Genomic DNA, 15,926 nt, shown 5'->3' with positions numbered 1-15,926 from the left:
GAAGTTGATACTCACTTTCAGTGCGACTTGCCGGTGTTTGCTCGCCAATGCGATGCGCGGGTTTACAACGTCCGCCAATCGACAGAGGCCTCGAATGCGGCTGCAGCTTGATAGAGGGTGCCTTCGGCATAATGTCTTCCGACAAACATCAGCCCCACGGGCAGTCCGTCCACCAGGCCACAAGGGATCGACATGGCTGGGTGCCCGGTAATGTCCTGAGCGGCCGTATTGCCAAGCATCTCCAACGCACGCGTGACGGTCTCGGTGATTGAAGAACCCGGTTCAGGGAGCGGCTGAGCGGTGATTGGCACAGTCGGCATGACGAGCAGGTCATAGGTGTTCAACGCCCTGTCATAGGCGGCTCGGGCAAAGCGCGCAATGTTCTGGGCCTTGGCGTAGTAGCGGCCGTTGTAGCGCTCCAGACCGAACTGGCCCACGAACATGCAAAGCTTGAGTGACGGCGACAATGCGTTTGCCTGATCGCGCCAACCGGCCTGTTTGTCCAGCAGGCCCACGTCGTAAAGCCCCTTCCAGTTAAAACCCGCTCCATTACCATGCATCATTTGCATGGTCAGGCCTTCACAGCCGATAGGGCTCCATAACGATCCCGCCAGGTTGTGTTCGGGAACCGATACCTCCTCGACCCGCGCGCCCAAAGCCTCAAGCTGGGCGATAGCGCTGCGTACCTTTTCTGCGATACGTGGATCCTGGTTAGCGAGTTGGAAGCCTTCCTGGAGAACCCCGATCCGGAGTCCGATCACGCCTCGTTCCAGATAATCGCAATAGACATCGACCTTTGGGGCGGTCTGGCGAGGGTCGAGCCCGTCGGCTCCGGCCATCACTTCGAGCATGAGAGCGTTATCGCGTACGTTGCTCGTCATGGGGCCGACATGGTCGAAAGTGGACTCGATCGCCATGACCCCGGTATAGGGCACCAAACCGAAGGTGGGCTTCATTCCATAAATGCCGCACCATGCGGCAGGAATGCGGATGGAACCGCCTTGGTCTCCACCGATAGCCAGGTCGACCGCGCCCGTCGCCACAAGCGCCGCGCTGCCCGAAGACGAACCGCCCGTCGTGAAACCATGGCGAAAAGGGTTGTGCACAGGCGCTGGGTCTGAGGTATGGCTACCACCGGAGAGGCAGTAATGTTCACAGGTGGCTTTGCCGAGGATCGTTGCTCCAGCGTCGAGCAAACGCGTCACCACGGTGGCATCAAACGACGGTACGAAACCTTCCAGTGGTGCGGCACCGTTCATCATTGGGACACCGGCCAGAGAGATGTTGTCTTTGAGCGCGACCGTCTTGCCAGCAAGCTTGCCCGAACTGGCGCCCATCACCTCAGTTCTGTAATACCAAGCGTTTAGCGGATTATCCGTGCTTGAAGGGCGGTAACCAGAACTGCGCTCGTAGCGCACTGAAGGGATGAAATCTGGCAACTCGTCGACTAGATCGTAGGCATCAAAACTGGATTGCATAAGCGCCAGGTATTCGCTGGCTTGCTCGGGGGTCAGCTGTATGTGCAGGCGGCTGGCGAGATCCTGCACTTGTTCGAGCGTCGGGCGGATGATGGCCATGGGATGTCCTGTGTCCTGTGCCAACCCGCAGGGTTGGCAATGTCTGTTCAAACGTCATCTCGGTGATGCCCGGGCACGGTGCGCACTATTGGCGAAGTCGCGGCCGGGCTGGTATCAAGCTATCTCCGCACATTGAGCGGTGCTTGGTTGAGGAGGACATTCGCTTGGTTGAGCGGGACGCGGGTGCCCGTGTTTTTATAGCCACACCACGGTAGCCGTCGGCTGCCAGAGCGAGCTCTCGACAGCATGAAGGGCACCCCATGGATACGCCCCATTGGTGTGGCTCCGGTTTTTGACGAGCGTGTTAGTTTTCGGATTCGGGCGTGGTCTGTTTCTGGGATGACTTCCCGGGTTTCGGCCAGAAAACCCCAACGCTCTTCATTCCTTTGGCCGGGTCCATTTCCGGGTGTGCGAGTACGACGTCCCGATAGGAAGGGCTCCCAATCACCGCCGGTTTGAACTTGATGAGGAAGTCATTGACCTCCTTGCGCAGATCCGGGGCCAGACCGTAGTCGTCGTAGCACTCCTCGAGACAATCGAGCACCGCCTGCCAGTGCACCTCGGTCAGACCCATCCCGCGATGCGCGGTGACCATGTCTCTGCCCCTGTATTTGGCGCTTCCACCCCAGTGCTCGGAAAGGAAATCGACAAAATTGATGTGTTCCTTTTGGAACGTCGATTCCGACATATGGGCCCAGATGTGCCCGATGGCGGGGTGTCCCATTGTTTTTCTCAACACTGCGCCTGCGAACTGATAAATAGCGTCATAGCCGCCAAGACGGGTATAGAGGGAGGGTTGTTGTTCCATTGTTGGTTGCTGGTCGGTCATTGTCGGGTTACTCCGTTTCGGATTAGGGGCATCTCATTAGCCAACTGTCGCGTTGGCCCGATTGATACGGGATGCGAAGTCGTGCGATGGAGCCAGGTTGACTTCGTCGTTGGGCATACGCTTGATTGATAAGGACAACGGGGGGTAGCGACGGGCGGGTCTAGAAAACCCTTACGTAGCGCAGGTTCATGCGAAAGTTCTCTTTGGGGCCGTTCTCCACCGCAAGGTCGCGTCCAAGTTGCACCTGGATTTGGTCCTTGGCGGTGAAAAACTTTCTGGCCGTGACGCGCAAGTTGGTGGTTTCCATCTTGTCGTCCTGATTGACACCATCGACCTGGTTTTCCCCGCCCCAACTGTGGCCGAAGCCGATAGCGAGCGCCGTTGTCTCGTCGGGCATGTAGCGCCCCATCAACTGAGCGCCGTAGGAAACGTCCTGCTCCCGGCGGGTTGAGCTGGCGCCGAAGTCGTTGTTGTCTCCGTACCAGATGGCGTCACCGACGAGGTCGATGGCCCACTTCTCTGTGAAGTGCTTGACGTAAGCGGCCTGGAGATCGAACTTCCAACGGTTCTCGCCAAGGTTGAGCGCGTCGTCTTTGTCATAGTCGCCAGTCGGCACGTACAGGTAAGCGGTCGCACCGAGGGTGTCGTTGGCGTCGTTGAGACGATACTTGAGCGGCGCAGTGAGAATGAGGTCGCCGATGCCGCTGGCGTCGCCTAAACCAGAAGCGTCACCACCGCCTGAGACATGACCGAAGGGCAATAGGAATTGAGGCTCGATGGTCAGCCGCTCGCTCAACTGGTAGACGTGCAGCAGACGCAGGATGCCGATATCGGAAGTCAGGTTGAAATTGGAACTGGTCTTGTGCCCCTGGGAGTAGGCATTGTCCGTCGTGGAGTGCTGGTAGTAGAGCACGCCGATGGTCGCTCCAACGGGGAGCGGCTCGTAATCGCCAGGATCCACCTCGAGAGCGTGGGAGGAAAGGCTGGGGAGGAGGGCTGCAAGCGACAGGTAGCGGAACCGTTTCATGATCGAAGATCCTTTTTTCGGGCAAAAAGAGCCCCGCTATCGCCAGTCAGGCAACGCGCAGGGCTAAAAGTGGAGTCAGCGATGGAGTCAGGTGGGCGACACTTGCGCGTCGCGCATCATCCCGGTCTGTGGGTGGCAGTTGATGTACTCGAACAGTTGCTGGCTACCATCCGCAACCGAGACCTCGTGATACAGCCGCAGCTTCGAAAGACCGCCGATCACGCGGAAGAAAGTGGTGAAAATGCGTAAGTGAGTGGGATGGGATTCTGCCCAGCGCTCCAGCTTGTCGAGCGATCGCCAGTGACCGATGTCATAGGCGATGTCGAGGAGGTTGCCATCAAGGTCGATATTGCGTACGAAGCGGTTGCTGTAGCAGCCCAGCGCCTGCCCCTCGTCACGCAGGAAGTTCATGCCGTCTTGCAGTGGCGGCAGCATCTCGTTGAAATATAACGCGCGCTCTTCCTCGCCGGCTTCGACCCAGTCTTGTCCAGAGCGGATCAGCGTCAGGTTATCGTGGCCGCGTACGACGACCCTGCCGCCCGTGGCGGGATCGCCTGAAATGACTTGAAGTTCGCTGGTCGGCTGCATCCAGTCGGTCTGCGAGATAGCAAAGCGGTCGCGCGCCGAGCCCCAGTAGCCGTGCTCCTCAATCTCGCCGCTGATGCCGTCCATGACTGCACCGATACCTGGCAAATCGTCCTTGAATGCATATAGCGTCTCGAACTGCTCGGCGCGCGGTGCGATGACTTCGCGGAAATACCCCAACCCCTCGTTCAGACGCGCATCGTCGCCCCACCAATTCGCTACAGGCGGTGAAAGTAGCCAACGGTGATAGGCGGCGGGATCACGCCAGTAACCCACGGCGATGAAGTTTCCATAACCCTGATTGTCGAGGTGGTAGGTCAGGTCGTAATGCCCAGGGCCATCGGCGAGGGCAAAGCTGGCGTCAATGTAGCGTATGGCTTGCAGGGCGGCGGCGCGTCGTTCGTCGCGAAATTGCACCCCGAGGTAAGCCATCACAACTTGCTTCACGTTTTCGTCAGCTCGCCCTACAAACATCGGGAAAGGTGGCTTGTAATCGTCGTGAACACGACGCGACAAAGTCCGGGGACATTTGAGATGTTTATCGATTGCAGATTCCATGGGGGCTCCTTTAATTCCGTCTCAAACGGACGGTTCGCTGTTCTACATCCCAGTGGATGTTGGTGTTTTGCGGTTGGGACTACTCCATCGGCGTTGCAGCGCCAGGGTTCCGAGTTGCAGTAGGTAAGTGGCAAACTCTTCGGGTGCCATGTCCCATCTCTGTAAAAACCAGGATGAATCGGACAGTCGCTGCTGTTCTCGTAGTTGCATGAGACACCTCGTCATTCGTGTATGTAGGGACACGGCATGGAGTGAAAATTATCGAGGGGAGAAGAAATGCGCTTGGCTCGAATGGACAACCGTTTGGTTAAAAAGGACAGGTAGAAATGGCCGGCAGATCAGTGCGCAGCAATGGTGCGGGGCTTGTGAAATAAGGGGCGAGGCGCCCTGGGAAGTTGCAAGGGGAGTGTTTAGGAGGATCTACCGACCTACGCGCCAGCCGAGTGTTCAGGTGGCTATCTTGTAGTGCGTCTAATAGCTGGAATGAGGCCATGCGGGTGGCCTGCTATTTGCTTGGCTCGCAAAAACGTTACCACGCTTTTTTGTTAAATCGCTGCCGGTAGGTGAATGCAATGAGCCAGACATGTCACTATTCGACCCTTGCCGTTACGGCACCACTCCGGTTTGATTACTGGAAAGATGTGGTTTGTCATCATTGCCTGGACGCCGACAGCAAACTGCTGGCGCAGAGCGATTTCGACGGGGTTCTGGAGGTGCATAGCATGGGGGTATTGGACATTTGCACGTTGTCCGCACCCTTGCACTATTGGGAGCGGTCCGCCCAGCACCTACGCAGTGATCCTAATGACGATTTGTGGTTGGGCTTTACCAGGAGCGGTTATGGCGAACTGGAACAGGCTGACCGACGGACGAAGCTCACCGCGGACGATCTGTTTCTTTATGACGCATCCCAGCCGTTCAGATTCAGCTTCGGTGGTACCGACAATCACCTTGTCCGCATTCCGCGACAACTGCTCAGTCAGCGGTTGCCCGGCATAGCAGATTGCACCGCTGTGGTTCTGGATGATCGTCGCCCAGGGGTGATTCCGTTACGCGAGATGTTACGCCAAGCCGCGGGTATGCCTTCAGGCTTCCATAACACAGGAATATCCAGTCGTTACTCCAGCACCTTGCTCGACCTTCTGGTCGTCAGTCTGGAACTTCAGGATTTAAAGCAGACTCATGACGAGTTGGACCTGTATGGCCGGATCATGAATTACATCTACCAGTATTTGACCGAGGCGGACCTGTCGCTCGAACGCATTGCTCAAGCTCACCATGTCTCCACGCGTACTGTGACGCGCGCTTTCGCCCGTCATCAGAAATCGCCGGTCGCGGAAATTTGGAAGGCGCGATTGCTCGCGAGCCGCGACGCTATTGAGCGTGGTCAAGTCCGCAGTATTTCTCAGGCGGCGCTGGATTTCGGTTTCTCCGACTTCTCTCATTTCAGCCACGCTTTTCGCAAGGCCTTTGGCGTTGCTCCCCATACTCTCCTGCGACGAGAGTGAAATGGGCGGTCTTTATCGCTTCTGAAGCAAAAGACATTCGATGTGCATCATTTGAGAGGAGTGTGCAGCGGCTGCCTTTGCCGTAGCGCAGAGCCAGCGATGATAATTGCTTCCGATGTCATTGCACGCGCAGCTGCATGACAAACCAACTGGAACATTTCAACACGGCTCGTGAGTCACTCCCTCCTCAAGTACATATCTCAGTTTTTGAGAAACTCCGTTATCAACGCCGATCAGCCGAAAAGCTTCTTTAAGGACAAGCGCATCAGCTCCACCAAAGGCTCGACCTCCGAATAGTCGACCCCGCATTGCCGGGGCCACCCACGTGACCTTCCAAGACACCGGCTCGGCCTACATGGCCCTCCAACAGAAAAAGGTGATAGGACTGGCACACCCAGGTGACCCCGCAGGGTCGAGCTCTCATAATCTCGATGAAATAGCCCTCGCTCCTGCAAAATGGGAACTACTCCATCAACGAAAGCGTCAGTCCCGTATTCATAAACGTCGGGGAAATCCAAAGTCCGTCGGCGGCACCGGTTTCGAACCCTTCCTGCATATGATCTGCGGCTTCGACCGGTGGGCAGTAGATACGGCTGATGCAGTTTTAAACTGCAAGCGAGTAGCTCCAGGCCATGGTCGAGTATTCCGCCAAAATACGCGTGGTGGTGGGCCTCGCTAGCCGGGAGTTGCTGGACTTATTCGGCGTAGTGATGAAGCGTATTTAAGTGGGGCTGGATGAACTGTGCATGGAAGAGGGCGGTGTACCCGGTTCGGCTCATCACAGTTCTCTTTGCCAAAGAGTTTTAATGACATCAGATGGGAGCGTTCTGCAAATGAGATGGTATGGCTGGCTTTGTTCCATCGCACACCCGAGACAGAAAATCGTTTAGCCAACGCCATCATGCTTTCATGCGCAGGCAGTTGCACGATGTCGCCGTAACAGGCCCCAGCTTGCATAAGTGCAATTTTCCATGCCTCAGGTTCTGACATGTAACAACGCGCTACGCGGAGTACCTCTTTGTGTCCTGAACGGATGAAATGGATCTCGTGCTTTCGAGCAGGCGCGACGCAACCTCCTGCGCCCGGCTGGTCGAGTAGTCAAACAAGATAACGGGCTGATTCGGCGGCCCGCCGGTTTGCACCCACATCCAGGATTGGCTGGTCGGCTCTCGCCCCGGTTCTTTCATCACCTGGACCCGCGTTTCGTCACAGTGGATGACGCGACTTTCCAGCAGTCGATCCCGCATCAAGTTGAGCAAGGGTTGCAGATGTTCGCCGCACTGGATCACCCAGCGCGCCAAGGTTTGGCGTGGAATATCGACGCCGTGGCGGCCCAGCACTTTTTCGAAGCGGTGCAGGGCCAGGCCATCGACGTATTTGGTCGTCAGCAACATCGCCAACACACTGGGCTGGCCATGCTCTTTTCGATCAGCTGCGCCGGCTTGTCGGCGGTAACCGGGGCGGTTTCGCAATCGCGGCAACCGTAGACCTTGCGCACATGTTTGATCACGCGGATTTGCATCGGCACGATTTCGAGCTGCTCGCTGATTTCCTCGCCAATGGCGTGCTTGCGGCAACCGCAGGCGCAGGTCAGCTCATGTTCGGGCAGTTCATGAATAACTTCGATACGCGGAAGATCGGCAGGCAGAGGCTTGCGTTTTCCCCGTCGCTTGTTCGGCACTACGACCTCTTCTTCAACCGCTTCGTCGACCAACTCGGCGACGCTTTCAGCTTCTTTGAACAAGGCCATTTGCGGGGTCGCAGGATCGGCAGTCTGCTCTGACTTGCGCCCGAAAAGACGCTGACGCAACAGCGCGTTTTCTTCTTCGAGATGAACGATTTTGCCCTTATCCGACTCGCGCTCACTCAGCATTTGCTCAAGCAGTCGCTTGAGCAAAACAGGGTCGTCAGGACGGTCTTTGGGCATGGAAATCATGCCCTGGCTTATACCGAATCAGGCGACGAATCGAGGCGTCAAAACTTGATGCGGACGGTTGCGCCACAAATCAAAACCGTCCAATAACCAGTTGAGTTCTTGAACCGTCAGCACGATGGCTTCATCCGAACAATCCGGCGATGTTTTGAAACGCTCGGGCTCCAGCCGCTTTAGCCAAAGGCAAAAGCCATTGCGCTCCCAATACAAAATCTTCACTCGGTTGCGAGGCTTGTTGAGAAAGATGAAAAGCACCGGATCAAACACAGGCTAGGTATACGAATGCAATCGCACTGACGACAGGGTTGGAAAGCATTACTAATCACTTGTGGGGAGAGTCCAAATACGAGTTGTTAGCCGCTTTAGAGACCCCAACCACCGATAAACCAGGGACGCGTAGCCCTGCCGCTATGCCCTTCATACTCCGATTTCTTTCTAAGCTGCTCTCGACAATAAAACAAACTGATCATTGCTGGAATAAATAACAAGTTGAACAGCCATTGACGCGCATCGGTTGATTTCGAGGTGGTCGTTGCAAGAAAATTGATTAGAACCACGCCAATGATTAAAAGGTTATATCCAATATGTCGACGCTTCATTAAAGCAAAGCTTTCCCAATCATAACTCAGCCATTCGTGGGAAAATTTGTCACATGTAGGACACCTATGGGTTGGCGGAAGGTAGTCTGCGATATAACCACAGCTAGGGCATCGAAATTTCATGGCGCTATCCTAATACTCTCTCATTAGGTGACATGCCATATCGGTTTCTTGTCGCGGTAGCGCGAGGTCTATCGAGGGGGAACACGACAGGAGTGACGGCAAGCCCGACTATGGTAAAGAGGGTAGCAGGACACCACCTATTTGCCACTAGTCTGTCCACCGACTGCTTGTGGCCGATTTCTGCCTGTCGTGAGGGGCGGCAATCGACCCTATGGGGACATTGACACTGAGTGGCGGCGCTTGCCTATGCCCACGAACCAGAAAACCATAACGCCCAATGCTGTGGCGCAATGCCGACGCTTTCAGAGACTTCGAGATGATGGTCAGGGCAGAGGTTGGAGGCTGGTTTTGATGGTAGTAACCACACGGTTACGGCCTTCGTGTTTAGCGTGATATAGGCGTTGATCGGCTGCACGTAGAATTGCCTCGATGGTGTCGCCGTCGCGGCCAAACTGCGATACGCCGATGCTCACTGTGACCACGGTTAACCGCTGCAGGCCATGAAAAGAATTATTTGCAACGGTGCTTCGCAGACGCTCAGCGATTTCGTGCGCTCCTTCAAGTGAAGTCTGAGGTAGCAGTATCATGAATTCTTCTCCGCCTACTCGAGCTACGCCGTCATACGGTCGGATGGAATCGAGGCATTTCTCCACGAAACTCTTCAGGATGTCATCGCCAATCTGATGCCCGAAGCGATCGTTGATGGACTTGAAATTATCCAGATCGAGTGCCAACACGGAGAACGGCTCACCGCCGCGCGCGGTCCGGCCAATTTCGTCTTCGACCCGCTCCATGAACCGACGCCGATTATCAGCGCCAGTCAGTGGATCGGTCGCCGCAAGGTGGCCGAGTTCTTGATTGGTGCGCTGGAGCTCCTGCAGGGCGCTCTCGGTATACGCCATCGCTTCGGCAAGACGTACCATCAACTCCTCTTGGCTGTAAATCTTCGAGAACGACCGCGTGGTGAGGAACGCTTGCACTACCCCATAGCTCAACATGAAGAATCCACCTGCGAAGATCGCATGAGCGAGCCACCACATGTGGTTCCACGGACGTGCAAGGATGAAGGCAAGAGATGACAGCGCGAACGCAGTGACCGAGATGACAAAAATCATCATCAGCGGCGAACGGATACGGCGCAGCAGGAGCATTGTCACGGTCAACATGGAAAGAACGAGGGCACCACCTTCCATCGAGAAACGCACCGCGAGGTTGCCGGCGATCGGTGAATTTGCGACGTACGCCACTGCCACGTCAACCAGCAGGAACAGTCCTATCCAGGTCAGCCACGGGCGGGACTTCATTCGTTGGTCCGCAGCATCAGGTGGGCGATGGTACGACAGCATTCCGACTAACAGCAGAGTCGCCATGACCAGTCGAGAGGCTGGACCATAAAGCAGGAAGAGCCAGATATTGTGGTGTGCGAGCCCGGTGAACACACCATGCAACGCGTAGATCAGCACAAAACCGAGAAAGCCAAGCGTCATCCAGCGCAGCAGCGGGTCTCCCGATGACTGATAGCAGCGCCACGTTACGTACGTCACAAACAATCCTTCCAAGGTGGCTGCCGTGATCGCAATGATATGGAACAGGTGGTTCTCGAATATAAGGGTGGGGTCTTGAAAGACGTATAAGTAGCCAATCAAAAAGGCCGGAACAAACGCAAATCCGACGAGCAGCAAGTAGGCGTAAACCTTGACCATGGCGCGAACGGCTTCAGGTGGTTCGCCGCTGGCGATGAGATTGCTCATGGTTCCCTCCAAGTTCAAATCCATTTAGCCAACACCGGACCGGTGTTGGCTCCAAAGCCACCTACCTGCCAACGGTCCCTCGCATCATTACGCAGATATGGGATGGAACCGATCCATGGCATTTCAATTTTAGACTCCCTACCAATTTCTGCTGCAGAAGTAGGTAAAAATGTTCACACGAGCGCAACAAACGAATAACGAATGTCTCGTTATTCTCATCGGCTAAGGGTTAGCTGTCCTTTCTCAAAATCAGGTGGACACCATGGCTGGACTAGCGGAGTTAGCTAGATGACTTTGCCGGACGCATACAGGTAATTGCCCCAGTCTCGCTAGACATAGGAAGATGTCTGATGGGGCAGCTTTGGGTTGTGGATTTCGGTCAGTCGTGAGAGGCAGGAATTGGCCGATTCTGTTGAAAAAGTCGGTCTGCCCAAACTGCCTGATCATTGACTGGTGAAAACGCCTTTTTCGCACGCGGCTACGTGAAATCCGAGTCCGGAAGCCTCTGCCAAAAGTAAAGATTTCAATCTCGGACGCGTACTTTTTGGATGCGCAAACCATGGCCGACTTTTTCAACACAATCGGCCGATAGCTACCTGTGAGGTGAACCGGACAGGTTAACCGAACTCACCTCGACATGACTGTCGACGGGCCCTTGGTGTGCACTCGGTGAACCGATGTCCAATTTCTTCAATCGAGCTAGGCCTTGTTTGATATGACCGGCGTTTTCACCCATGGTCTACAGTGCGCCACGGACATTTCCGCCCACTTCCTGCGCCCCTTGCTCCTCGACCAGCAGGGTCAACTCCATAATGGCCGCCTCCAGGGCCTGCTGGTTTTCGAACAGCCTTTCCAGTACATCCGACAGTGAATAATTGCTTGGCATGGTGTCGATTCCTTTCGAGAAAGCCCAAGCATAGCAGCGACAGTGCCCCCAATTGGAACCTGCAATCGGTTGATTGGGGTATGGTCAACTGATGAAGCTGTCACCGGCTACTTTCGACCCATAGCGGCCAGTCACATCAGGCTATCGTCGGCTATTAATGAAGGGCGACGGGGCTGGGTGAGGTCAATCCAAGCTAACTTAAGGTGCGAGGAAAGGTTGCAGTGAATGTCGTTCCGCTCGTTAGAGAAGATGCTACAGCCACTTCGCCGTAGTGCGCCCGTGCGATCTCACGAACAATGAACAAGCCCAGCCCGACACTTCTAAGTTCAGCATTGTCATGACTGCCACGGATCATCGGTTCGAACAGGTCCTTGAGCAACTCCAGCGGTATGGGTGTGCCAAGGTTGTGCACCGTAAGGATGATGGCTTGATCTTCGAAGCGCGAAGAAACGGTGACTCCGCTATCGGCAGCACCGTAGGCTACTGCATTGGCGACCAGGTTGCCGATGAGCTGATACAGCCGATCACTGTCGGCAGTAAAGTCACCTTGTCCATAACGCAGGTGGGTCAACTCATGTCCGGGGAACGCCAGACTCAACTCGTCCAGGCAGTCGGCCACCAGTTCGTGTAGATCGACGGGTTTGGGCAGGACTGCGATTCCTCGCCCCACCTGCGTCAAGGTGAAATCCAGCAGATCGGCCACCAGACGCTGTGCGCGTTCTGCGGAGTGGGTGATGTGGCCAAGGATTTGTGCTTGTTTAGCATCCATTTCCCTGCGACCCAGCAGCTCCGCTGCCATTTTTATCGCCGACAATGGGTTACGCAGGTCGTGACTGACAATCCCGATAAGCTGCTCGGCGAACAGGGCCCTGTCTTCCGCCGCGGCGTAAGTGAGGCGCAGCTTGTTTTGGGTAATATCCATTACCCGTTGATCCTTGAGGTGTTTTGCCAAATGTCTTTCGGCGAGCATTCGGGCATTGAGCAGTTCGCGCTCGTACCTTTGCCGATCTTCGGCTTTGAACAGTGTCATTTCATGAAATATGCCAGCAGAACTCTCACAACGGATGGCGCTGAGCATCATCGGAATTGAATGTCCGTTGTAGTGAACGAGATCGAATTTCACATCAGCGATCACGCCCTGTATTTGCATAAGGGGCGCCCAGTACGTCTTGTGAAACGTTCTCCCTTCAGGGGTCATCAGGTCTTGGATGTGACGACCGAGCAGCTCTGTCCTGCGGTAGCCAATCCAGCGGCAGAAGGTGAGGTTGACCTGTGCGATCTGGCCATTTTCTGCGGTAAGCAGTAAGCCACAATCAGCTTCGTCGAAGAGAATTTCAGAACCGGGCAGCGAATCGTCATCTGCGGGCATTTGTATTCACTGACCAATGGGGCCGATATCTGAAAAATTATAGACACCACTTGCGCAAGGAGCCTGAAGATTTACAACATTCGCAGCGATTATCAGGCCTTGAAATTCGGGTTTTCACCAGCTGTAAATGACCGCTTCTGGCCGTTTTCTGCCTGTCACCACTGGCAGCTATGGGGCGGTTGCTGTCTGTGGGCAAGGAACGCTTTCAATCCAATTACCGTCTGGGAAACCGAGCACCACTTAACTCGTTGCCCCGTTCGTTCCTGTAACATGCCGGCCCCCGCCACCACGAGCTTTGAAAATGGATTCTCACTCGATTCTGACGTTTACATTGGTCGCCGCGATTGCCATTGCCAGCCCAGGGCCTGCGACCTTGATGGCGATCAACAATAGCCTGGCCCATGGGCAGCGCAGCGCCATATGGTCATCGCTCGGCAACGCCAGTGGCCTGTTCTGCCTGTCGTCCGCTGCCATGCTGGGGCTGGGGGCGCTGCTTGCCAGTTCCGAATGGCTGTTCAACGCAGTGAAGTTCATCGGTGCCGGTTATTTGTTCTACCTGGGCATCAGACAATTGTTCAAAAAGGGCCCGATGCTCCCGGACGGGATTCAGGACGACTTGAAGGAAAGCCGGCCGACTCGCTCCAAACTGTACAAAGCCGCCTTCCTGACGGCGGTGACCAACCCCAAGGCGACGATGTTTTTCACCGCGTTGTTCCCGCAGTTCATCGATCAGAGTGCGGCATTGCTACCGCAATTTCTGATCCTCACCTCGATCTTCATGGCATTGTCGGTGTCGTCCCTGAGCCTCTATGCCGCGCTCGCCTCGCGGGCCAAGGGTGTGCTAACCCGGCCTGCGCTATCCCGTTGGGTCAGCCGGGTGGTGGGGTCGACATTCATCGGTTTTGGTGCTGCTATCCTGACCATGCGGCGGCAGGCGGCGTAGGGGCGTCGGGTCGATCTCTGACATGTATAAAAGGCGGCTGTGGACCCAAAACTGCCATCGGTTTAAGGCATGTATAGGATAGCGGTTTGCCCATTTTCAAAGGAATGATCCAGTGATTACTTGCCACGTCAGATATGTAATCGATCCCTATCAGATCCCGGCTTTCGAAAGCTATTCTCGTCATTGGATTCGTGTGGTGACTCGTATGGGAGGAAACCACCACGGCTACTTTCTCCCAGCCGAAGGTGCCAACAACATCGCTTACTGTCTATTCAGCTTTTCCAGCCTGGCAGATTATGAGCAGTACCGTAGGGAGGCCGGAGTTGATCCTGAGTGTGTTCAATTGGTGGCGCAAGCTACCGAGCAAAAATTCATCCTGAACTACGAGCGCAGTTTCCTTCGTCCCATTCTTGATTGAACTGACGTGTTTGCGGCCGCGCCAAGGAGGCTACTTTTGGCCCAGAGTGTGAAAAAACCCAGATACCGTATTGAAGTACGTGTTTCTACGTTAAATCTGCCGGCGTTCGTCGATGTGGGCGAGCACTGCTATTTCGGACCGATTTGAGTCTTGGTTTTGCAGGCTGGCAATATCGCCCCGTGTTGCAGGTGGATTGTTCCGGGGCTTCGCACTAGCGACGATAATAACCGTGATCATCCTTGTAACGGTGCCGCATGGCTCGATCCTGGTGGCGCTCCCAATCACGATGGCGTTCAGCTTCCCGGCGGGCTTGCTCTCTACGCCACTGATCTCTGCGCCAGTCGTCTCGGCGCCAATTGTCCCTACGATCATGCCAACGGCCGTCATGCCAGTATCGGTCGTCATGGGCAAGCAACGGCCCTGGCTGCTTGCCGGCCATACTCGCCAAGGTCGGCCAAGGGTTGCCGGCGGCCTGGACAGGAGCCTGTACGGCTGGGGCTTCAGTTGCGAAAACAGGGGTTGAGGTCTTCATCTGTGTGGCTGATGCCGAGCCCACTGCCGCGAACGCGAACAGGCCGAAGAGCACCATCCGTGGGACATGGAATTTCATGCGCGAAGACAACCTCTGATTGACAATTGGGCGTGTGGCCATCTGGCAGTGGGAAGCCTGCGGGGAGGCGTGCTTACCTGGCGAATGTACCTATCCACATAGACCGATAAATAGGGAAAAGTTCTAGGGCCCCGTTGGTTAAATAGCCAATGCTCTCAATGTTCGACCACTTTTGAAGTTTGCTTTCTCGATGCCCGCTTCTGGCCGTTTTCTGCTCTGCGCGAAGTGCAGCAATAGCTCATGCTTAGATGTTGGGATGGTAAAAAATGATGCTGGCTGCGACGGCCGTTGTTGCAGGAACTTCAGGGTATTGGCCAGGTCAATAGCGGCCCGGTATTGGATTGCCGAGCAGCACTGTGGTCTGTTTTATGGCAGTGCCCTCCGAATTCACTCGAGTCCGCCCCCTGATGCCAACCAAGAGTTTTTTGCCGGGTCTCATTCTGGTGTTCTGCGCCGTCACGTCGCTTTGTTCGTTTGCTGCCGAGCGAAGAGCGCCCGCGCAAAGCAACAGCGCATCAACGACCCTGATCGAAACCGCCTCGCGGCAGTATGAAAATGGCCAACTGGATCAGGCCGCCGCCACGCTGGAGCGTGCCCTGCATATCCAGCCGAACAATCCCGCGACGCTGCATTACCTCGGTGTGTTGCGTCTTCAGCAGGGGCAGTACCAGCAGGCTGAAACCTTGGCGGTGCGCTCGAACATGCGGGTGGGTCGCAACGTCGAGTTGCGCAACCGCAACTTCCAATTGATCCAGGCGGCGCAGCAGGCGCAGTCTTCGGGTACCCCACCCAATGCCAAAGAGAACCTGGTCGCAGTACAGAAGGGGTTGGCAGAGGAGAGCCAAAGGCGCCGCGAAGCGGAAATGGCGGTTGTTGAGCAATCCACTCAGAACCCTGGGCGCGAGGCTGACAACTTCACTCGCGTAGAGGCAAATCGGGTTTCGGATGCACCGACGACTGGCAGAGCCGGGCCCGAAGGACAATTGCAAATGGTTAATGTCGAGCCAGAGCCTGCGTACGGTGAGGTTGAGATACCCCGCGGCCATATGCCACCTCCGGGTAAATGCCGAATTTGGTTTCCTGATCGTCCGCCGGGGCATCAGCCTGCACCGGGCAAATGCAAGAAGCTGCGATATCGGGTTCCATCAGGGGCCTACCTGGTGCGCGGTTGAGTTGCTGGTGTCCATTTTCTTTCCAGTTCTGACTGTCA

General features: G+C 55.7%; 13 protein-coding genes and 3 pseudogenes. 5 read left to right on the top strand and 11 right to left on the bottom strand.

The genetic code is table 11. The annotated features are described in order from the left end of the window. Positions 1–62: 62 nt before the first annotated feature. The 4 genes from ACQKPC_RS11835 to oxdA form a co-directional block, all read right to left on the bottom strand. On the bottom strand, positions 63–1,577 hold the full coding sequence (locus ACQKPC_RS11835; RefSeq protein WP_427624723.1) for an amidase: 1,515 nt from the start codon (positions 1,575–1,577) through the stop codon (positions 63–65). 304 nt (positions 1,578–1,881) lie between these two features. Further along, positions 1,882–2,406, bottom strand: coding sequence for a group I truncated hemoglobin (locus ACQKPC_RS11830; RefSeq protein WP_427624722.1), 525 nt, complete (start codon positions 2,404–2,406; stop codon positions 1,882–1,884). Positions 2,407–2,566: 160 nt separating this feature from the next. After that, a complete protein-coding gene (locus ACQKPC_RS11825) occupies positions 2,567–3,433 on the bottom strand; it encodes a transporter (protein WP_427624720.1) in 867 nt (288 codons plus the stop codon). 87 nt (positions 3,434–3,520) lie between these two features. Further along, positions 3,521–4,576, bottom strand: coding sequence for an aliphatic aldoxime dehydratase (gene oxdA / locus ACQKPC_RS11820; RefSeq protein WP_427624718.1), 1,056 nt, complete (start codon positions 4,574–4,576; stop codon positions 3,521–3,523). Positions 4,577–5,148: 572 nt separating this feature from the next. On the opposite strand from oxdA, the gene ACQKPC_RS11815 reads away from it, so the two are divergent. Both ACQKPC_RS11815 and ACQKPC_RS11810 read left to right on the top strand, forming a co-directional pair. Further along, positions 5,149–6,084: a helix-turn-helix domain-containing protein gene (locus ACQKPC_RS11815; protein WP_427624717.1), complete on the top strand. Its 936-nt coding sequence runs from the start codon at positions 5,149–5,151 to the stop codon at positions 6,082–6,084. A gap of 225 nt (positions 6,085–6,309) precedes the next feature. Further along, positions 6,310–6,472 (top strand): annotated as a pseudogene (locus ACQKPC_RS11810) (ABC transporter); the annotation flags it as partial. Positions 6,473–6,629: 157 nt separating this feature from the next. Here the strand turns inward: ACQKPC_RS11810 and ACQKPC_RS11805 are convergent. The 6 genes and pseudogenes from ACQKPC_RS11805 to ACQKPC_RS11780 form a co-directional block, all read right to left on the bottom strand. Further along, a pseudogene (locus ACQKPC_RS11805) lies at positions 6,630–6,848 on the bottom strand (TraI domain-containing protein); the annotation flags it as partial. Positions 6,849–7,088: 240 nt separating this feature from the next. After that, positions 7,089–8,020 (bottom strand): annotated as a pseudogene (gene tnpC / locus ACQKPC_RS11800) (IS66 family transposase); the annotation flags it as partial. Between the two features lie 18 nt (positions 8,021–8,038). Then, the gene (gene tnpB / locus ACQKPC_RS11795) at positions 8,039–8,284 is read right to left on the bottom strand and encodes an IS66 family insertion sequence element accessory protein TnpB (RefSeq protein WP_427624716.1); all 246 of its coding nucleotides are present in this window, start codon (positions 8,282–8,284) and stop codon (positions 8,039–8,041) included. Positions 8,285–9,062: 778 nt separating this feature from the next. Further along, on the bottom strand, positions 9,063–10,490 hold the full coding sequence (locus ACQKPC_RS11790) for a diguanylate cyclase (protein WP_427624714.1): 1,428 nt from the start codon (positions 10,488–10,490) through the stop codon (positions 9,063–9,065). A 739-nt stretch (positions 10,491–11,229) separates the two neighbouring features. After that, positions 11,230–11,376, bottom strand: coding sequence for a hypothetical protein (locus tag ACQKPC_RS11785; protein ID WP_427624778.1), 147 nt, complete (start codon positions 11,374–11,376; stop codon positions 11,230–11,232). 193 nt (positions 11,377–11,569) lie between these two features. Next, the gene (locus ACQKPC_RS11780; RefSeq protein WP_427624713.1) at positions 11,570–12,745 is read right to left on the bottom strand and encodes a PAS domain-containing sensor histidine kinase; all 1,176 of its coding nucleotides are present in this window, start codon (positions 12,743–12,745) and stop codon (positions 11,570–11,572) included. A 301-nt stretch (positions 12,746–13,046) separates the two neighbouring features. Here ACQKPC_RS11780 and ACQKPC_RS11775 point away from each other — a divergent pair, with 301 nt between their 5' ends. Together ACQKPC_RS11775 and ACQKPC_RS11770 are read left to right on the top strand one after the other, a co-directional pair. Next, positions 13,047–13,688: a LysE family translocator gene (locus ACQKPC_RS11775; protein WP_052964729.1), complete on the top strand. Its 642-nt coding sequence runs from the start codon at positions 13,047–13,049 to the stop codon at positions 13,686–13,688. A 112-nt stretch (positions 13,689–13,800) separates the two neighbouring features. Beyond that, positions 13,801–14,106 carry an NIPSNAP family protein gene (locus ACQKPC_RS11770; RefSeq protein WP_427624710.1) on the top strand — a complete coding sequence of 102 codons (306 nt, stop codon included), beginning with the start codon at positions 13,801–13,803 and terminating at the stop codon, positions 14,104–14,106. Positions 14,107–14,317: 211 nt separating this feature from the next. On the opposite strand, the gene ACQKPC_RS11765 is transcribed toward ACQKPC_RS11770, so the two are convergent. After that, the gene (locus tag ACQKPC_RS11765; RefSeq protein ID WP_256348550.1) at positions 14,318–14,716 is read right to left on the bottom strand and encodes a hypothetical protein; all 399 of its coding nucleotides are present in this window, start codon (positions 14,714–14,716) and stop codon (positions 14,318–14,320) included. A 407-nt stretch (positions 14,717–15,123) separates the two neighbouring features. Here ACQKPC_RS11765 and ACQKPC_RS11760 point away from each other — a divergent pair, with 407 nt between their 5' ends. After that, the gene (locus ACQKPC_RS11760; RefSeq protein WP_427624776.1) at positions 15,124–15,888 is read left to right on the top strand and encodes a tetratricopeptide repeat protein; all 765 of its coding nucleotides are present in this window, start codon (positions 15,124–15,126) and stop codon (positions 15,886–15,888) included. Positions 15,889–15,926: the final 38 nt, after the last annotated feature.

It is taken from the genome of Pseudomonas sp. NPDC089918 (assembly GCF_050280605.1).
Taxonomy (GTDB): domain Bacteria; phylum Pseudomonadota; class Gammaproteobacteria; order Pseudomonadales; family Pseudomonadaceae; genus Aquipseudomonas.
This window is presented reverse-complemented; position numbering and strand designations above follow the sequence as displayed.

What these genes read in the sequence shown, in the direction of transcription:
- ACQKPC_RS11835 (WP_427624723.1), bottom strand. Translation starts at nt 1,577, where the DNA reads ATGGCCATCATCCGCCCGACGCTCGAACAAGTGCAGGATCTCGCCAGC.
- ACQKPC_RS11830 (WP_427624722.1), bottom strand. Translation starts at nt 2,406, where the DNA reads ATGACCGACCAGCAACCAACAATGGAACAACAACCCTCCCTCTATACC.
- ACQKPC_RS11825 (WP_427624720.1), bottom strand. Translation starts at nt 3,433, where the DNA reads ATGAAACGGTTCCGCTACCTGTCGCTTGCAGCCCTCCTCCCCAGCCTT.
- oxdA (WP_427624718.1), bottom strand. Translation starts at nt 4,576, where the DNA reads ATGGAATCTGCAATCGATAAACATCTCAAATGTCCCCGGACTTTGTCG.
- ACQKPC_RS11815 (WP_427624717.1), top strand. Translation starts at nt 5,149, where the DNA reads ATGAGCCAGACATGTCACTATTCGACCCTTGCCGTTACGGCACCACTC.
- ACQKPC_RS11790 (WP_427624714.1), bottom strand. Translation starts at nt 10,490, where the DNA reads ATGAGCAATCTCATCGCCAGCGGCGAACCACCTGAAGCCGTTCGCGCC.
- ACQKPC_RS11785 (WP_427624778.1), bottom strand. Translation starts at nt 11,376, where the DNA reads ATGCCAAGCAATTATTCACTGTCGGATGTACTGGAAAGGCTGTTCGAA.
- ACQKPC_RS11780 (WP_427624713.1), bottom strand. Translation starts at nt 12,745, where the DNA reads ATGCCCGCAGATGACGATTCGCTGCCCGGTTCTGAAATTCTCTTCGAC.
- ACQKPC_RS11775 (WP_052964729.1), top strand. Translation starts at nt 13,047, where the DNA reads ATGGATTCTCACTCGATTCTGACGTTTACATTGGTCGCCGCGATTGCC.
- ACQKPC_RS11765 (WP_256348550.1), bottom strand. Translation starts at nt 14,716, where the DNA reads ATGAAATTCCATGTCCCACGGATGGTGCTCTTCGGCCTGTTCGCGTTC.
- ACQKPC_RS11760 (WP_427624776.1), top strand. Translation starts at nt 15,124, where the DNA reads ATGCCAACCAAGAGTTTTTTGCCGGGTCTCATTCTGGTGTTCTGCGCC.